The 14419-nt window shown below is 53.2% G+C and carries 15 protein-coding genes; 3 read left to right on the top strand and 12 right to left on the bottom strand.

Translation table 11 applies throughout. The annotated features are described in order from the left end of the window. Positions 1 to 19: 19 nt before the first annotated feature. The 3 genes from ACR0AW_RS15955 to ACR0AW_RS15945 form a co-directional block, all read right to left on the bottom strand. Positions 20 to 1384 (bottom strand): CmpA/NrtA family ABC transporter substrate-binding protein, encoded by a 1365-nt coding sequence (locus ACR0AW_RS15955; protein WP_170392818.1) that lies wholly within the window; start codon positions 1382 to 1384, stop codon positions 20 to 22. 271 nt (positions 1385 to 1655) lie between these two features. Continuing rightward, positions 1656 to 2825: an ABC transporter substrate-binding protein gene (locus ACR0AW_RS15950; protein ID WP_170636328.1), complete on the bottom strand. Its 1170-nt coding sequence runs from the start codon at positions 2823 to 2825 to the stop codon at positions 1656 to 1658. After that, on the bottom strand, positions 2822 to 3406 hold the full coding sequence (locus ACR0AW_RS15945) for an ANTAR domain-containing protein (RefSeq protein WP_170513598.1): 585 nt from the start codon (positions 3404 to 3406) through the stop codon (positions 2822 to 2824). The genes ACR0AW_RS15950 and ACR0AW_RS15945 overlap by 4 nt, the downstream gene beginning before the upstream one ends. Positions 3407 to 3946: 540 nt before the next feature. Between ACR0AW_RS15945 and ACR0AW_RS15940 the strand changes: the two genes are divergently transcribed. After that, a complete protein-coding gene (locus tag ACR0AW_RS15940; protein ID WP_170733649.1) occupies positions 3947 to 4204 on the top strand; it encodes a hypothetical protein in 258 nt (85 codons plus the stop codon). A gap of 112 nt (positions 4205 to 4316) precedes the next feature. Here ACR0AW_RS15940 and ACR0AW_RS15935 read toward each other — a convergent pair whose 3' ends face one another. From ACR0AW_RS15935 to ugpB, 6 genes are all read right to left on the bottom strand, one after another. Further along, positions 4317 to 4790: a LysR substrate-binding domain-containing protein gene (locus tag ACR0AW_RS15935; RefSeq protein ID WP_170733648.1), complete on the bottom strand. Its 474-nt coding sequence runs from the start codon at positions 4788 to 4790 to the stop codon at positions 4317 to 4319. A 342-nt stretch (positions 4791 to 5132) separates the two neighbouring features. Further along, complete coding sequence (locus ACR0AW_RS15930) at positions 5133 to 6080, bottom strand: glycerophosphodiester phosphodiesterase family protein (RefSeq protein WP_480439399.1); 948 nt, start codon at positions 6078 to 6080, stop codon at positions 5133 to 5135. Beyond that, on the bottom strand, positions 6080 to 7135 hold the full coding sequence (ugpC, locus tag ACR0AW_RS15925) for a sn-glycerol-3-phosphate ABC transporter ATP-binding protein UgpC (protein ID WP_170733647.1): 1056 nt from the start codon (positions 7133 to 7135) through the stop codon (positions 6080 to 6082). The genes ACR0AW_RS15930 and ugpC overlap by 1 nt, the downstream gene beginning before the upstream one ends. Positions 7136 to 7138: 3 nt before the next feature. Then, positions 7139 to 7975 carry a sn-glycerol-3-phosphate ABC transporter permease UgpE gene (gene ugpE / locus ACR0AW_RS15920; protein WP_170733748.1) on the bottom strand — a complete coding sequence of 279 codons (837 nt, stop codon included), beginning with the start codon at positions 7973 to 7975 and terminating at the stop codon, positions 7139 to 7141. Between the two features lie 20 nt (positions 7976 to 7995). After that, a complete protein-coding gene (gene ugpA, locus ACR0AW_RS15915) occupies positions 7996 to 8877 on the bottom strand; it encodes a sn-glycerol-3-phosphate ABC transporter permease UgpA (RefSeq protein ID WP_170513075.1) in 882 nt (293 codons plus the stop codon). A gap of 61 nt (positions 8878 to 8938) precedes the next feature. Beyond that, entirely contained in the window at positions 8939 to 10249 is a 1311-nt protein-coding gene (gene ugpB, locus ACR0AW_RS15910; protein ID WP_170392713.1) for a sn-glycerol-3-phosphate ABC transporter substrate-binding protein UgpB, read from the bottom strand. A gap of 181 nt (positions 10250 to 10430) precedes the next feature. On the opposite strand from ugpB, the gene ACR0AW_RS15905 reads away from it, so the two are divergent. Then, on the top strand, positions 10431 to 11345 hold the full coding sequence (locus tag ACR0AW_RS15905; protein ID WP_170733646.1) for a LysR substrate-binding domain-containing protein: 915 nt from the start codon (positions 10431 to 10433) through the stop codon (positions 11343 to 11345). A gap of 491 nt (positions 11346 to 11836) precedes the next feature. On the opposite strand, the gene ACR0AW_RS15900 is transcribed toward ACR0AW_RS15905, so the two are convergent. Both ACR0AW_RS15900 and ACR0AW_RS15895 read right to left on the bottom strand, forming a co-directional pair. Continuing rightward, a complete protein-coding gene (locus ACR0AW_RS15900; RefSeq protein ID WP_480439402.1) occupies positions 11837 to 12376 on the bottom strand; it encodes a luciferase domain-containing protein in 540 nt (179 codons plus the stop codon). 65 nt (positions 12377 to 12441) lie between these two features. Continuing rightward, complete coding sequence (locus ACR0AW_RS15895; protein WP_170733644.1) at positions 12442 to 13032, bottom strand: YceI family protein; 591 nt, start codon at positions 13030 to 13032, stop codon at positions 12442 to 12444. A 125-nt stretch (positions 13033 to 13157) separates the two neighbouring features. Between ACR0AW_RS15895 and ACR0AW_RS15890 the strand changes: the two genes are divergently transcribed. Then, a complete protein-coding gene (locus ACR0AW_RS15890) occupies positions 13158 to 13739 on the top strand; it encodes a TetR/AcrR family transcriptional regulator (protein ID WP_170408611.1) in 582 nt (193 codons plus the stop codon). Between the two features lie 195 nt (positions 13740 to 13934). Here the strand turns inward: ACR0AW_RS15890 and ACR0AW_RS15885 are convergent. Next, positions 13935 to 14419, bottom strand: a 485-nt coding sequence (locus ACR0AW_RS15885) for a hypothetical protein (protein WP_480439404.1), incomplete at its 5' end; no start/stop codon positions are given.

Here is a 14419-nt window from a genome sequence, read left to right as displayed (position 1 = left end):
GGGCGCAGGATTTGGGGAATTAGCCTTGCACGTCCGAGCCGATGATCTTCTGCTCGCCCTTCAGGCCTATGGACAGGCTTTCGAGATAGGCGTTGGGTGTGCGTCCGTCGTAAGCGACGCCGTCAATGATATCCTCGGCCGGGGTCGGCGCTTTGTAACCATCGCTGTCCCAGGGGAAGTCGGCTTCATTCGCCAGACCTTCGTCGACCAGCAAGCGGGCGGCTTCCAAATAGATCTCGGGTTTGTAGACGGACTTGGCGACCTCGTCATACCAGCTGTCGGGCTTGGACTCGGCAATCTGCCCCCAGCGGCGCATCTGCGTCAGGTACCAAACGGCGTCCGAGTAGAACGGATAGGTCGCGTTGTAGCGGAAAAACACGTTGAAATCGGGGACCTCACGCTTGTCGCCCTTCTCATACTCAAACGTGCCGGTCATCGAGTTGGCGATAACCTCATAGTCCGCACCCACATATTCAGCCCGGCTCAGAATCTCGACGGCTTCAGGGCGGTTGGCATTTTCGTTCTCGTCCAGCCACATCGCTGCGCGGATCAGGGCCTTGGTCACGGCCAGAGTGGTGTTGGGGTACTGTTCTGCGAACTCGGCATTGAGACCAAAGACCTTTTCGGGGTTGTTCTTCCACAGCTCGTAGTCGGTAATAACCGGAACGCCGATACCCTTGAACACAGCCTGCTGATTCCACGGCTCACCCACGCAATAGCCATAGATCGTGCCGGCCTCCAACGTGGCAGGCATCTGCGGTGGAGGGGTCACCGACAGGAACACATCCGCACCAATCTGACCGGTCACGTTTTCAGGGCTGTAGTAACCCGGATGCAGACCACCGGCGGCCAGCCAATAGCGCAGTTCGTAGTTATGGGTCGAAACTGGGAAGACCATGCCCATGTTAAAGGGCTTGCCTTCTGATTTGTACTTCTCGACGACCGGGGCCAGAGCCTCGGCGCTGATCGGATGCTGGGGACGGCCGTCGTCCATCACCGGGATGTTCGGCTTCATCTCTTCCCAAATCTCATTGGACACGGTGATGCCGTTGCCGTTCAGGTCCATTGAGAATGGCGTGATGATATGGGCTTCGGTCCCATACCCGATGGTTGCGGCCAATGGTTGTCCAGCCAGCATATGTGCGCCGTCAAGCTGTCCGTCAATCACGCCATCCAACAGCACCTTCCAGTTTGCTTGTGCTTCCAGCGTCACGAACAGGCCTTCGTCCAGAAAGTACCCATTCTCATAGGCGACAGCCAGCGGCGCCATGTCGGTCAGTTTGATAAAGCCAAAGGTCAGCTCGTCTTTTTCCAGTTCCAATTCGGCCAGTGCTGGAGACACAAGCGCCGTCGTCGCGGCGAGGCCTAAAAGAAGCTTTTTCATCTCGATCCCTTTCGGTTCAGCCCAACCCCATGGGCAAACAAAAAAAGCCGCCGACACAGTCCGCCGGGAGGAGGTGGCGGATGGTCGAGCGGCTTTGCTCTTCTAAGGTGCCCTGGATTGTGGGCGAATTCCGTCGGTGGGCGTCGTTGCCTTCCGATGTCCCGATTAAGTCAGACGCGCAGTGCGACGTCATCATTTTTTGACATCTTCACTTCGAGAATTCTGCAGCGCAGCAAAAAGAGATGCTGCGCTGCAAAAAAATTGTGCAATCTTACCCTGCGGGCTCGAAAATGCGCCGGTCGAAGAAGACGTTCCGAGACAGAATCAGGCTGCCATTGGCTGAGGCAACGGCCGTCGACTCAGACAAATCTCCTTCAAGTTTCTCGGATGCGCCGGGTGTTTCCACACCAAGCCCTTGCAACTCCCGACGATAGAGATCACTTCGAAAGACCTTGGCTGCTTGTCGTTCCGCTGTCCCGACGTCCAGCCCGTTTCTTAGCGCCAATTGATGCGCGACCCATTTTGCCTGACTACGCCACGGGAAGGTGGCAGCACCGTCAAAAAACTCGACAAACCCTTCCACACTGCGTTGCTCGCCGCGTGTAGATATGGCGAACTCACCCATTAACGCTCGGTCGATCAGCTCAGGTGAGACATTGAGGTAGGTTTTGCGTGACAGCATCTCGGACGCGGTTGTTCGGCTGTCCGTGTTTGACAGCCAGCGTCCCGCACGCCATACGGTCCGCATGAGACTTCCCAGCAAATGCGGTTCCGTCTCGGCCCAGTCGTTTCTGACTGCCAACACCTTTTCAGGTGCACAAGTCCAGATCGCCTTTCCGGGCAACAGCAGTGCGCCAACACTGTCGTCCACTGCGAAGGAGCCCCAAGGCTCGCCCACGCAAAAGGCATCGATCTCGCCTCCCGCAAGCGCCTGCGCCATGAGTGGCGGCGGGACGGTACGGATTTCGACCTGTTTTGAGGCCAGTTTGGTTCCCGCAATCCAATAGCGCAGCAGCTCGACATGCATTGAAAATGGGAAAGGCACGCCAAACACCAAGACTTCATCGGCAGCTTTTGCCAGTGCAGCCCCAGCTGCAGCGGCATCAGTGAAATCAAAACCATAGCCCTGGTCGATCAATCGCTCGGCCAATTGCGTTCCAACACCGATAACATTGCCATTCAAAGACAGGACAGATACCGCGGATAGCGGTGTCGCGATTCCACCAAGACCCAAAGCCATCGCAACAGGGACAGGCGATAGTAGATGCGCCGCGTCCACATGCCCAAAGGCCAGCATATCGCGCAGAGAGGACCACGATGGCGCCGGACGCAGGTCCAGCGAGATGCCTTCAGCATGGTCGAACCCCATCTCGCGCGCGACGATCAATGGGGCCGCGTCGACAAGCGGCATATACGCGACGGGCAGTGTTACGGTTCTCATGACAACAACCCCGAAGCAGTGACCAAGGCTTCGGCCACCTCGGCGACGCGGCGGTTTTGGTTCATCGCGGTTTTTCGGAGTAGCGCATAGGCTTCATCTTCCGAAATGCCCTTGGCTTTCATCAGCAAACCTTTTGCGCGGTCGATCACTTTACGCTCTTCAAGCGCACGGCGGGTTTCTGCAAGTTCAGTCCGCATCTGGCGCAGCACCTGAAACCGAGCGATGGCGGTATCGATAACAGGTTTAATTCGCTCAGCTTGCAATCCATCGACAACATAGGCCGATACACCGGCCTCAACAGCAGCTTTTGCCAATCCGCCTGCGGCGCCTGAGACGAACATAGCCACGGGTCGTTCCAATGGGCCCGAAGCAACGGTAAGTTCTTCCAACATATCTCGAGAGGGGTTGTCGATATCAATCAGGACAATATCTGGGCTATGAGTAGCAATTTTCCTTGCCAGCCCGGAGACATTGCCGATTACAGAAACGTCTACGTCTCCGGCCTCTTTAAGAGCATCTACAATCGCAAAGGCTCGTTCTTGGTTCTGCTCGACTACAACGACAGTTAGATGTTGGTTCATAGGGTCACAAGTGAGGCCAAGGCGCATTGGTAGCAATTCCAGCGCCATTTAATGCTTCATCAGGCTGCCGTTCGCCCAATTTTTCAGCTTGATTTCACACTTAGCGGAATACCTGCACAGTTTTTCTACATGCCATCAAAGAAATCCGTGATAGCACATCGCATCATTTTTTGGTTTTTCAGTTACGCTACTAGTTTGCTTGAGGCACCAGATTCCACTTCCATTTGCAGATCAAAACCGAAGGTCCGCTTTGACAACTAAAACAATGTGTTCCCGCGCCTGCAGCAAATGACCGCTTTCCGCCGATTCTTTAGAAAAGCAACGTGTTCTGGAGCAGACGTAACGGCACAGCCAACTCAGCCGCACTTGTTTTTGGGGCTAGTGGGATTTGGACAAACCAAACGCCTCTGGCGATCAGGGGTAAGACGCTGCCTTCCCCCTCAGGCAACCCTATTAGACAAAACCGGGTCTTCGGCTGCGCTTGCGGGCCGCACCACTATTGTCGAATAGCATTGCGTCGCCCCCAAGCGTGTTCGCCACATGGCAGAGCAGCAGGAACAGGCGCCTCCGGCGTCTGATCTGCAAATCAGCCCTGGTTTTCTCGAAAGGAAGTCAGGATCAACTAAATCGGTCTGGGTTCTGGATGAAGGAAGCGACGCGAAAAAATGGCAAGGCTCTGTCGCTGCTGGCAGAACTATGTGTCGCCTTACAACAAGGAAATGTGGAACTTCACTGATCGTGGACTCAATCGACAACCAAAACCTCAACAAAGCGATCGATCACGTCATTCAATTCTGACCCAAACGTCAAGCATTTCTGACCCAATACGAGTAACCGCCATTCAACGACGCTGCTGTTAGTGTCTCAAAAGAGTACAGTTTACCGTCCATCTTTCCGGATAGAATAACCGCTACTCCCGCTTCGAGGTTCCCGAAACCCAGAACTCGTTTCGCCTAGACCTGACCCGCTCGGACATAAATTCGACGAAGAGCCGGACACGCTTGGTGTTTCCAAGATCACGATGCAGCAATAGCCAAATGTTTCGGTACGGTATTGGCTTTTGGAAGGGTGCACGGATCAGATCGGGATCGCGGTCGCCAAGATTGCACGCAAGATAGGCCATGCCGAGACCGGACGCCGCCAATGTGATCAAAGGCACAAGTTCTGAAACACGATGCTTGAGCCGGGCTTTCGGATGGTAACTGTCTTTGATCCATTTGGCCGTAATGGCCTCTTCTGGCTCATGCCAACCGATGAACTGCAACCCCTCGCCGCCATTGTCGCAGATCCGTTTGGTGTAGTCTCGCGTGCAATAGGCTGCTTGAGACATCTGGACCAACTTTCGCCCGACCACATCGTCCGTCCCCACAAGAGTTTTTCGCATTGAATGAACCCCAAGACGGCTTCATCGAGTCGCGCGACGGACATTCAACCTTGATTGAACACTAGTGCCTTGACGTTTGAACGTTCGCAGCAAGAATCCAGTCTTTCTTGCCATCCATCGGACAACCTTTCGGCATGATCCAACGTCCCGTGTCACGCGACGTGATTAGAAGGACCTTAAGGCGGTCCCCGAACAATTGCAGAGGCAACGCTGCATTTATTTAGTACGCTGAACCACTATTCTTTTCGCCTAGCTGGCCAGATTAAAGCGGTGATGTGATTTATCCTTTTCGATTATGACAGGAAGAAACAAAAAAGGCGTCAGGCTCTTGCGACTCAGAACTCACTGGTTTCTGACGCGCCACCTCATACACAAATCCGATAAATGCCTTTGAACCCGACCGGGGTAGTCAGATACAATTGCATCCACGCGCAGGTCGATCATCCTGTCTATTTCTTCGTGCTCATTGACCGTCCAAACGGCAACACATAGGCCCAGTTCTTTTGCGCGCGCCACATTTTCAGCCGTTACATCCGTGTAGTATGGGCACCAAAGCGAACCGCCAGCTTGCTTGACCAAATTTGGAATTTCATCACGACGACCACGAAAGTCAGGGCAAACCGCTTTCGAGGAATCCTCACCAACATCCGCCGCGTTTTCCGGAAGCTGCGTCAGGTAGGAAGACGGCATGTCAGGAGCCTGCCGCTGACACTCCTCCAACAGGTTCCAATCAAAACTGTGGAGCACCGCGCGCGAAGACAATCCTTTGTCACGTACTTCTTGAAGAACCCGCTCGACAAATTTCCTCCTATAAAGCGCATCGTGAGCCAAATCCGGATCCGACTTCAGTTCGAGCATCAGATAGGCATCGCCGTACTTTGGATCATCAACCAAATCCAGCAAATCCTGCAACTTTGGAACACGGATGCCATCCAGTTGAGCTTGGTCCGGAAACCGTTGGCCATAAGCCGAATGACCATCCAACCGCCCGATGTCAAATTGCTGGATTTGCTCGAACGTCAATGACGAGACCTTCGGCTCTTCTCCGGTTAGAAACAGGCCCTTTGCGTCACGAAAGCTGGGAGCGTGCAACCGATGGTTGTGGGTTATGACCGGCACGTCATCGGCCGTCAGGACAACATCAAACTCAAGCAGCGGGACGCCGATAGAGAGCGAAAAGTCAAAGCCAATCATACTGTTTTCGGGCAGCACACCCCGCGCACCTCGATGCCCCACAACCCGGATCAGGTTTTTGCCACCACGAAAGGCTTCAACCTGTGGAAAGACCATCAGCCTTCCAACCTCTTGCCGGATGAATGGTCAAACAGATGCATGTGCTCTGAGGCAACTGAGAACCGCATGCTCGGATGCCGGCCTTCGATTGGGTGGACACCCGGAAGGCTTATCGTGATCGCGTCGCCTCCATCCGTGAGCTGGCCATGCAACAAGGTGTTTGCGCCTAGCGGTTCCGCCATCTGAATAGCGGCTTCCAGCGGACCATTGTCGTCCAGAAACAGATGCTCTGGTCGGATTCCAAGCTTTAGTGGGGTATCAGGCCCCGTGGATGGGCCAATCTCTAAGCCCCCTATCTTAACCGTTCCGTTTTCACGCTGAGCATCAAAGATATTCATTGCAGGGCTACCAATAAACTGAGCCGCGAAAAGGGTTCCTGGTGTTTCATATACCTCCAATGGCGTCCCAATCTGCTCAGCGATGCCTCCGTTCATCACGATCATCCTGTCTGCCATCGTCATCGCTTCGACCTGATCGTGAGTCACGTAAAGCGATGTAATTCCTAGCTTTTCCTGAAGCTCGCGGATTTCTAAACGCATCTGAACACGCAGCTTGGCATCAAGATTTGAGAGTGGTTCATCAAACAGGAAAACCGCCGGCTCGCGAACAATTGCCCGCCCCATTGCCACCCTTTGGCGTTGACCGCCTGAAAGCTGCCGGGGTTTGCGGTCCAACAAAGCTTCCAGCTGCAACAGTTTGGCGGCCTCGGTCACCTTCTGGTCAATCTGGTTCTTTGGAAGCCCCGCGATTTTCAGCCCATACCCCATGTTCTGGCGCACCGACATATGTGGGTAGAGCGCATAATTCTGGAACACCATCGCGATATCGCGATCCATCGGCTCTTTGTCGTTGGCTCGTTCTTCTCCAATCCGGATTTCACCGGACGTTACGGTTTCAAGGCCCGCAACCATTCGCAAAAGCGTGGATTTTCCGCAGCCCGAAGGGCCAACAATCACAATGAATTCACCGTCCGCAATATCTATGTCGATGCCATGGATAACGTCCGTCGGGCCAAAGCTCTTTTTGACATTCTCTAAGTTTACTGTTGCCATTTTTTATTTCTCGCTATCGACAAGGCCGCGGACAAACAGCTTTTGCATAGACACCACCACGATGACCGGCGGGATCATTGCCAAAATCGAAGTGGCCATGATGACCGGCCATTCCGCCACGTCGTCGCCGGATGGGAACATCTGTTTGATACCCATCACGATGGTGTTCATTTCAGGATCGGTAGTGATGAGCAGCGGCCAGAGATATTGATTCCACCCGTAGATAAAAAGGATCACGAACAGCGCCGCGATATTCGTTCGGCTCATGGGGACCACGATATCAATGAAGAACCGCATCGGGCGGGCACCATCGACGCGTGCAGCTTCGGCCAGTTCATCCGGGATCGTCAGAAAGAACTGCCGGAACAGGAACGTTGCCGTGGCCGAGGCGATTAAGGGGAAGATCAGACCATAGTAGCTGTTGAGCATGCCGAACCCGGCGACAACTTCGAACGTCGGCACAATACGAACCTCGACCGGAAGCATCAGCGTTAGGAAGATCAGCCAAAAGAACGTCGTTCGCCCGGGAAAACGGAAATAGACGATCGCAAAAGCTGACAGCAGCGAAATTATGATCTTGCCCACTGCGATTCCGATGGCCATCACAAGACTGTTGAACAACATTGTGGCGACTGGGACGTTCACACCGGAGAACAGCGCGGCCTTATAGTTTTCCCAGAATTGATCGCCGGGGAGAATGGGCATGGGCGGCGAAACGATTTCTGGCTGGGTCACAGTCGATGCCACGAACGCCAGCCAGATCGGGAAAAAGATGATTAAGACGCCAAGGATCATCATGGCATGGGTCAACCAGATCCCCATTCCACTTTTTTCGACCATTCCGTGTTGTTGGGCTGCCATCAGTAGTGCACCCTTTTTTCCACGTATTTGAATTGGATGACGGTCAGCAGACCAACGACAATAAGCAGGATGACGGACTGAGCGGAGGACGAACCGAGATCTTGTCCAACGAACCCATCCGAGAAGACTTTGTAGACTAGAATGGTCGTCGCCTGCTGTGGGCCACCGCCAGTGATCGTGTGGATGACGCCAAAGGTCTCAAAGAATGCGTAGACAACATTCACCACCAACAGGAAGAAAGCGGTTGGTGACAAAAGCGGCAGCACGATTGTGAAGAACCGGCGCCAGAAGCGCGCGCCGTCAATTGCCGCAGCCTCGATCACCGATCTTGGGACCGACTGTAGCGCTGCGAAGAAGAACAAGAAGTTATAGCTGATACGCCCCCAGGCCGAGGCTACAACCACCAGGCCCATGGCCTCGGTGCCGTTCAGAACGTGGTTCCAGTCATAACCAAGCTGGCCGAGGTACCACGACACGACACCAACACGCGTGTTGAACATGAACAGCCACAGCACGCCTGCAACAGCGGGGGCAACGGCGTAGGGCCAAATCAGCAGCGTCCGGTAAACACCCGATCCTTTGATCAGGCGGTCCGCTATGACCGCCAGAAACAACGCCGGGATCATTGAACACAGTGTTACGAGCGTTGAAAACACCGCCGTCGTCACGAAAGAAGCACGGTAGAATTTATCGCTCAGCAGGAATTCAAAGTTGCCGAACCCCACGAATTGGGACGACAGCCCAAAGGGGTCAGGTATGAACAAAGACTGCCACACCGCCTGCCCGGCCGGATAGAAGAAGAAGACAGCGGAGATGATGACCTGCGGGGCAATCAGCGCCAATGGCAGAAGCCAGCCGCGAAAGGTGACGCGTTTTTCCATCCCGATAAACCACCGAATAAAGAAGATGCGGGCCCGAAACAGGTCCGCATCAAATTAGGACTTATTGATTGGCAGACTCGAACCGGCGCAGCAGGGCATCGCCGCGTTCTTTCGCACTGTCCATTGCTTCCTGAGCGGTCTTTTCACCGGACCAGACAGCCTCGAGCTCTTCGTCGATGATGCCGCGAATCTGGTCAAACGACCCCAGACGCAGACCCTTCGAATTCGCAGTCGGCTCTTTGGCGGTCATCTGTATGACAGCAATGTCAGTACCTGGGTTTTCTTCATAGAAACCAGCATTTCGGGTCGCGACGCCAGCTTCGGCGGTGATTGGAAGATACCCTGTGTTCTGGTGCCAGTTCGCCTGAACGTCCGAAGATGACAGGAAGCTCAGGAATTCACCGACACCTTTGTATTCTTCAGGATCGTGACCCTCCATCACCCAAAGCGAAGCGCCACCAATAATGGTGTTTTGCGGCTCGCTTACGACCGCCTCCCAATAGGGCAATGGGCGCACGTCGAATTCGAACTCAGCCTCAGAGCTAATGCCGGCATAACCTGCCGAACTTTCGGTGAATAGTGCGCATTCACCTGCCCGGAAGTTCGCGCCACCTTCATTTCTGCGGCCGGTATAGATGAATTTACCATCTTTGGCCCAATCACCCATCGCGGTCAGGTGCGCCACCTGCGTCGGTCCATTCAACATCAGTTCGGTATCAAGACCGGCAAATCCATTGTCCTTCGATGCGAATGGGACGTCGTGATAGGCCGAAAGGTTCTCAAGGTGGATCCAGCTTTGCCAAGCAGTGACCAGCGGACAGTCTTCACCCCCAGCCTTAAGCTGGTCAAGAACGTCACCAACCTTTTCCCAGGTCGACAAATCCGTGTCAGGGTCAACACCCGCCGCTTCCATAGCATCGCGATTGACCCAGAGAACGGGTGTGGACGAGTTGAAGGGCAGCGACAGCATGTCCCCGTCAGTGGTCGTATAGTAGCCTTTGACGGCACCAATGTAGGCATCAGGATCGAATGATGCACCGCTTTCAGCCATCACTTCATACACTGGTTTGATAGCCCCTTCGGCCGACATCATCGTTGCCGTGCCTACTTCGAAAACCATCAGGATATGTGGTTGTTCACCTGCTCGGAAAGCAGCAATACCCGCATTCAGTGTTTCCGAATAGTTGCCTTTATGGCTTTCTACTACAGTGAACTCATCTTGGCTGGCATTGAACTCTTCAACCTGAGCCTTCACAAGATCGCCTAGTCGACCGGTGAAGGCATGCCAGAACTGAATTTCGGTTTGCGCCATAGCCGCCACCGGCGACAGAGCAGTTGTTAAGGCGAGAGCGCCTAGAAAATTCTTTTTCATGATTCCTCCCATGCATCAGGGGTTGATGCTTCGTTGAATACCGACCGCAACGCGTAATCAGCACACATGACGATTTCACGACGTTAACGTTACAATTTTATAATTCAAGCATTTAATTTTTGAGAAAAACATAACATTACATTATAAACCAACCAGGGAAACAACGAACCAGGTTCAAAATATGAGTCAAACTTTGCGGATCCGGCAATTGGAAGCGCTCATGGCCGTTTCCATCAATGGGTCGGTCACTGCTGCAGCTACGGATCTTGGGATAAGTCAGCCTGCAGTCAGCAGACTACTTTCTGATCTGGAAAAATCACTTGGCTTTCAGCTTTTTGATCGTCGCGAAGGTCGCTTGGTGCCCTCGCAGGAGATACGATATCTGCAACCCAGCGTAGAGCGCGTTCTGGAATTGATGAAGCAAATCTCGGATGTCAGTCAGGACATAACGCAACGCAAAGCGGGACACATCCGCATCGCATGTTTGCCTGGGTTCGCCACCAGTCATCTTCCCAACGTCATCGCCAAGTTTCTAGAAGATCGGCCAGGTGTAACAATGACGATCGAGCCAGACAGACCGGAACGCATTCTCGAGTGGATGATCGGTGAGCAATATGATTTCGGAATCACAGATAGTTTTAACGGGCATCCGGCCGTCGAAAGCAGAGACATCGATGTCCGTACAGTTTGCGTGTTTCCTACCGGACATGAATTGGAAGAACTCTCCGAGGTGTCACCTACGGATATTGCGAATGCCAGGATTATTCACACAAGGCGCGACAGCGACTTTTTTGGAAAACTCTCAAAAGCGTTTCAAAATGCCAACGTCAAACTGAATTCCCACATCGAAGTCAGACAGTTCACGGCGGCTTGTGAGTTGGCTGTGAAGGGTGTTGGGATTTCCGTGGTCAGCGAGTTGGACGCCGTCCAGTATTTAGACGACGGATTGAGCTACCGACCCTTCAAACCGCTCTTGTCACATACGCTTTCCCTTGTTCGCCCGGTTTTGAAACAACCGTCACTGGTGACGCTTGAGTTCATCGAGCAGTTCCGAGAGAGCCTAGCCCCGTTCAAGGTAGATAAACACCATCACTGATTGTAGGGCTGCAAACGCTAATGTTCGGTGACAACAAGCCGTACACTTTCTTTCTTCATAGCCAGAAACCCTCTCTTATCAAATCGACCTAAACTGTCCCATGGGCGCTGACGTCAGACATTCCAAAACTTGCGTTGAAACACACAGCCGAGCAAAATGTCTAATTGGCTGGCGAAGCCTAGAATTGAGGTGAAGTAGTTAGCGCGTTTCGCGTTACTAACAAAGGTTCACTTTGCAATATCCATTCTGAAAGTGTCAGCCCGTTGCTCTCTTCATCTGTGACCGATGGCGGCCCGAAGCGGAACTTCGACTCTGAGCTTTGCAAAATCTAACAAGCGGACGGCAGCTACCATTAGTGTGAATGGCTTGAAGGTATCGAGCGCTTCGCCACGGCGACAATTTAAGAAAAAAATGACTGCGAGAAACAAGGTGGCTGAAACTGCTCTCTGATAGAAAACAGGCGTCCCCGCACACTTTCGCGCAATTCGAGCTTAGCCCAAGGTGTTGCCGGTGATGAAGGTGTACGAGCTTTCTACCAGATCGATGACGACATCCAACTCTTCTGGTGTGGTCGGTGTGTAAATCATGACAAAGCCGCTCCACCCAGGACGTTGCTTGGCCCAAGGGTGAGCTACGGCCCAGCCAGCTTCAATTGCCCGTCGCGCCATTGCCGGATGCAGCGACGCGTGCAAGCTGCCATCAGGATGCATATGCGCAAACTCAAACCCACCCACGATAGAGTTCGGTTGAGACAGCAGCATGTCGGGATCAAGCTGAAAACCAATCGCGCCAGGAAGCGATATGCGTGTCGGGCCAAGTGTGACCCCTGGGAGTTGCGCAACACGCTCCAGCAATAGCTTGGCCAAGTCGGTATCAATTTCGACACCAATCTGAGTATGCGGTACGCCGCTTGTCGTTTCAGGACGGGGTGAGGTGCGCTCCGGCAAGGAACGCTCTTGTGCGGAAGCCATCGGGCACATCAATGCCACCACCGTCGCAGCAAACGCCAATGTTCTCAGGATTTCATTCATCGTGTTGACCATCCGCCAAAATCAAGGAATGAGCGTTCAGCGCAGTATCGGCGCCCTTGAACACATCATTCAGCCTTTAACGCTTCGATATTGATCAAGAGCTCTATCTCGTCGCTCACTGCTGGCGCAAATGCCCCAAGTCCGAATTCAGACCGCACTATGGTCGCCGTGGCTGCTAGGCCCAGGGTCGGCGTGCCCTCTTTTGGGCCAAACGGGTATGGAGCTGACTTGTTAAGCGTTGTTTCTAAAACAACAGGTTTGGTGATGCCATTCATGGTCAGGTCGCCAGAAATACTCGCGGTATTGTCCCCGGTGACTTCAATGCTGGTCGAGGCGAATGTGACCACGTCACTGTCACTCGCGCTAAAAAAGTCATCGGACATGAAGTGTTGCAGACGGGCGTCCCAGCCCGTGATCATGGATTTTACAGGCATAGACACTAAGACAGATGATGATGACGGATCATCTTCGTTGAACTCTATCTCACCGCTAAAACCTGAGAACATTCCAAATGTTTCTGAAAAACCGATGTGGTCGTAGCTGAACAATACCTGGCTATGTCCAGGATCCAGCTCGTAGGTGCCACTCTCGGACAATGCGTTTGTCGCGCCCATCGATAAGAGTACCGCCAGCGGGGTTGCTGCCACTTTGAACATTGATACGCTCCCGTTTTGACAAGACGTATTTGTGGGATTTAGGTTTTGCGATTTAGGTATTGGCTGACCATACTTTTAGGGCATAATGTTCTACAGCGCAACAAAATGCTCTATAGGAGGGGCGATTGAAAGAAGATCCCAGGCTGATCGCCACACGACAGGCCGCACTTGATGCGGCGCAAAGGATACTGATGGATGAGGGCGTGCTGCACGTAACTCATGGCGCGGTTTCAAAGGCAACGGGCATTTCGCGCAGCACACTTTACAGGCACTGGCCAGATGCGCGCGGTCTGCGTGATGCAGCATTCAGGCGCATCGCAACACCGCCTAACATACCACCCAAAACAGATGGCCCGCTGCGATCTGACCTGCGCTGGTTACTCGGAGTACTGATGGGAGCCTTGAATGACACACCATGGGGCCAAATTGCGCCTCAAGTTGTCGCTGCTGCGTCCACCGATGCAGAAGCGCGCTTGGTGATCACTGAATTCATGAAAGACAGGTTTGCAAGTGTTGAAGCCGTGCTTTCAGCCGCAATAGATCGGGGTGAGATCGCCGCCGACGTTCCGGTTGACCAATTCATAGAACTGGCAGTCGCTGCACCTTATTTCCGCAAGCTCATTCGTCACGAGGCGCTGAACGAAGAATGGTTGGACAAACATGTCGATCTGCTTTGCAGTATCGCGAAAACCAATTCAGGACAGTGACCATCGCCTGACTTTGCAATCACAGCGACCTTCAACTGGCGCGAGATTTCGACAGAACAGCAAGTTATGATCAATAGCCTGTCCAGCCGGTTCCTCATAACTGCTGCTCCAAAAGCTCTCGGCAAACGTTCGCTATGATCGTTCGTTGAGGTTTGCAAAGTCTGCTTTCTGCGCATTTCTGTAATTCGGCCATCCTCAGTTTTTTGGCAAGTACCGATCCAAAAGAGCGTCGACCAACCCTTCCTGAAGTTGGTAACCAGTTGCTTCGTCTACACGCAGAATGTCTTCAAGAATGATAAGTTGTTCCATTCCCGTCGTCATGGATAACCGCTTCGCCAGGTCGTCAACGTCCTTCGGCTCCATCAATGAATGAATTGGCGCTAGTGCTTCAGAAAAAGCCGTCACTCTTCTAGCGCCACGCATTTTGACCGTTCCTTCCTCAAGTGATGCCTTGAGTGATTCAGCCAGAAACTGCCTGAAGTGCGCCTCATGAACCCGAGAAAAATCCAGATAGTAACGCGCAACGACATGTACACGGCTCCTGACGTTATTCAGCCCAAAAAGAAGTTCTGACGTTGGAGTAACTTCAAGATCGAGCGTCGCGTCCAAAGCCAAAACACTTGGGTCAGAAAAGTAGCGATAGACCGTCGCACGGCTGGTTTTGGCGCGTTCAGCGACTT

The sequence above is a fragment of the Ruegeria sp. C5 genome, from assembly GCF_056537605.1.
Note: the sequence above shows the minus strand (reverse complement) of the source record. Positions and strands in the feature narration are given on the sequence as shown.

Coding starts and splice junctions, on each gene's coding strand:
- ACR0AW_RS15955 (WP_170392818.1), bottom strand. CDS start 1,384: ATGAAAAAGCTTCTTTTAGGCCTCGCCGCGACGACGGCGCTTGTGTCT.
- ACR0AW_RS15950 (WP_170636328.1), bottom strand. CDS start 2,825: ATGAGAACCGTAACACTGCCCGTCGCGTATATGCCGCTTGTCGACGCG.
- ACR0AW_RS15945 (WP_170513598.1), bottom strand. CDS start 3,406: ATGAACCAACATCTAACTGTCGTTGTAGTCGAGCAGAACCAAGAACGA.
- ACR0AW_RS15940 (WP_170733649.1), top strand. CDS start 3,947: ATGGCAGAGCAGCAGGAACAGGCGCCTCCGGCGTCTGATCTGCAAATC.
- ACR0AW_RS15935 (WP_170733648.1), bottom strand. CDS start 4,790: ATGCGAAAAACTCTTGTGGGGACGGACGATGTGGTCGGGCGAAAGTTG.
- ACR0AW_RS15930 (WP_480439399.1), bottom strand. CDS start 6,080: ATGGTCTTTCCACAGGTTGAAGCCTTTCGTGGTGGCAAAAACCTGATC.
- ugpC (WP_170733647.1), bottom strand. CDS start 7,135: ATGGCAACAGTAAACTTAGAGAATGTCAAAAAGAGCTTTGGCCCGACG.
- ugpE (WP_170733748.1), bottom strand. CDS start 7,975: ATGGTCGAAAAAAGTGGAATGGGGATCTGGTTGACCCATGCCATGATG.
- ugpA (WP_170513075.1), bottom strand. CDS start 8,877: ATGGAAAAACGCGTCACCTTTCGCGGCTGGCTTCTGCCATTGGCGCTG.
- ugpB (WP_170392713.1), bottom strand. CDS start 10,249: ATGAAAAAGAATTTTCTAGGCGCTCTCGCCTTAACAACTGCTCTGTCG.
- ACR0AW_RS15905 (WP_170733646.1), top strand. CDS start 10,431: ATGAGTCAAACTTTGCGGATCCGGCAATTGGAAGCGCTCATGGCCGTT.
- ACR0AW_RS15900 (WP_480439402.1), bottom strand. CDS start 12,376: ATGAATGAAATCCTGAGAACATTGGCGTTTGCTGCGACGGTGGTGGCA.
- ACR0AW_RS15895 (WP_170733644.1), bottom strand. CDS start 13,032: ATGTTCAAAGTGGCAGCAACCCCGCTGGCGGTACTCTTATCGATGGGC.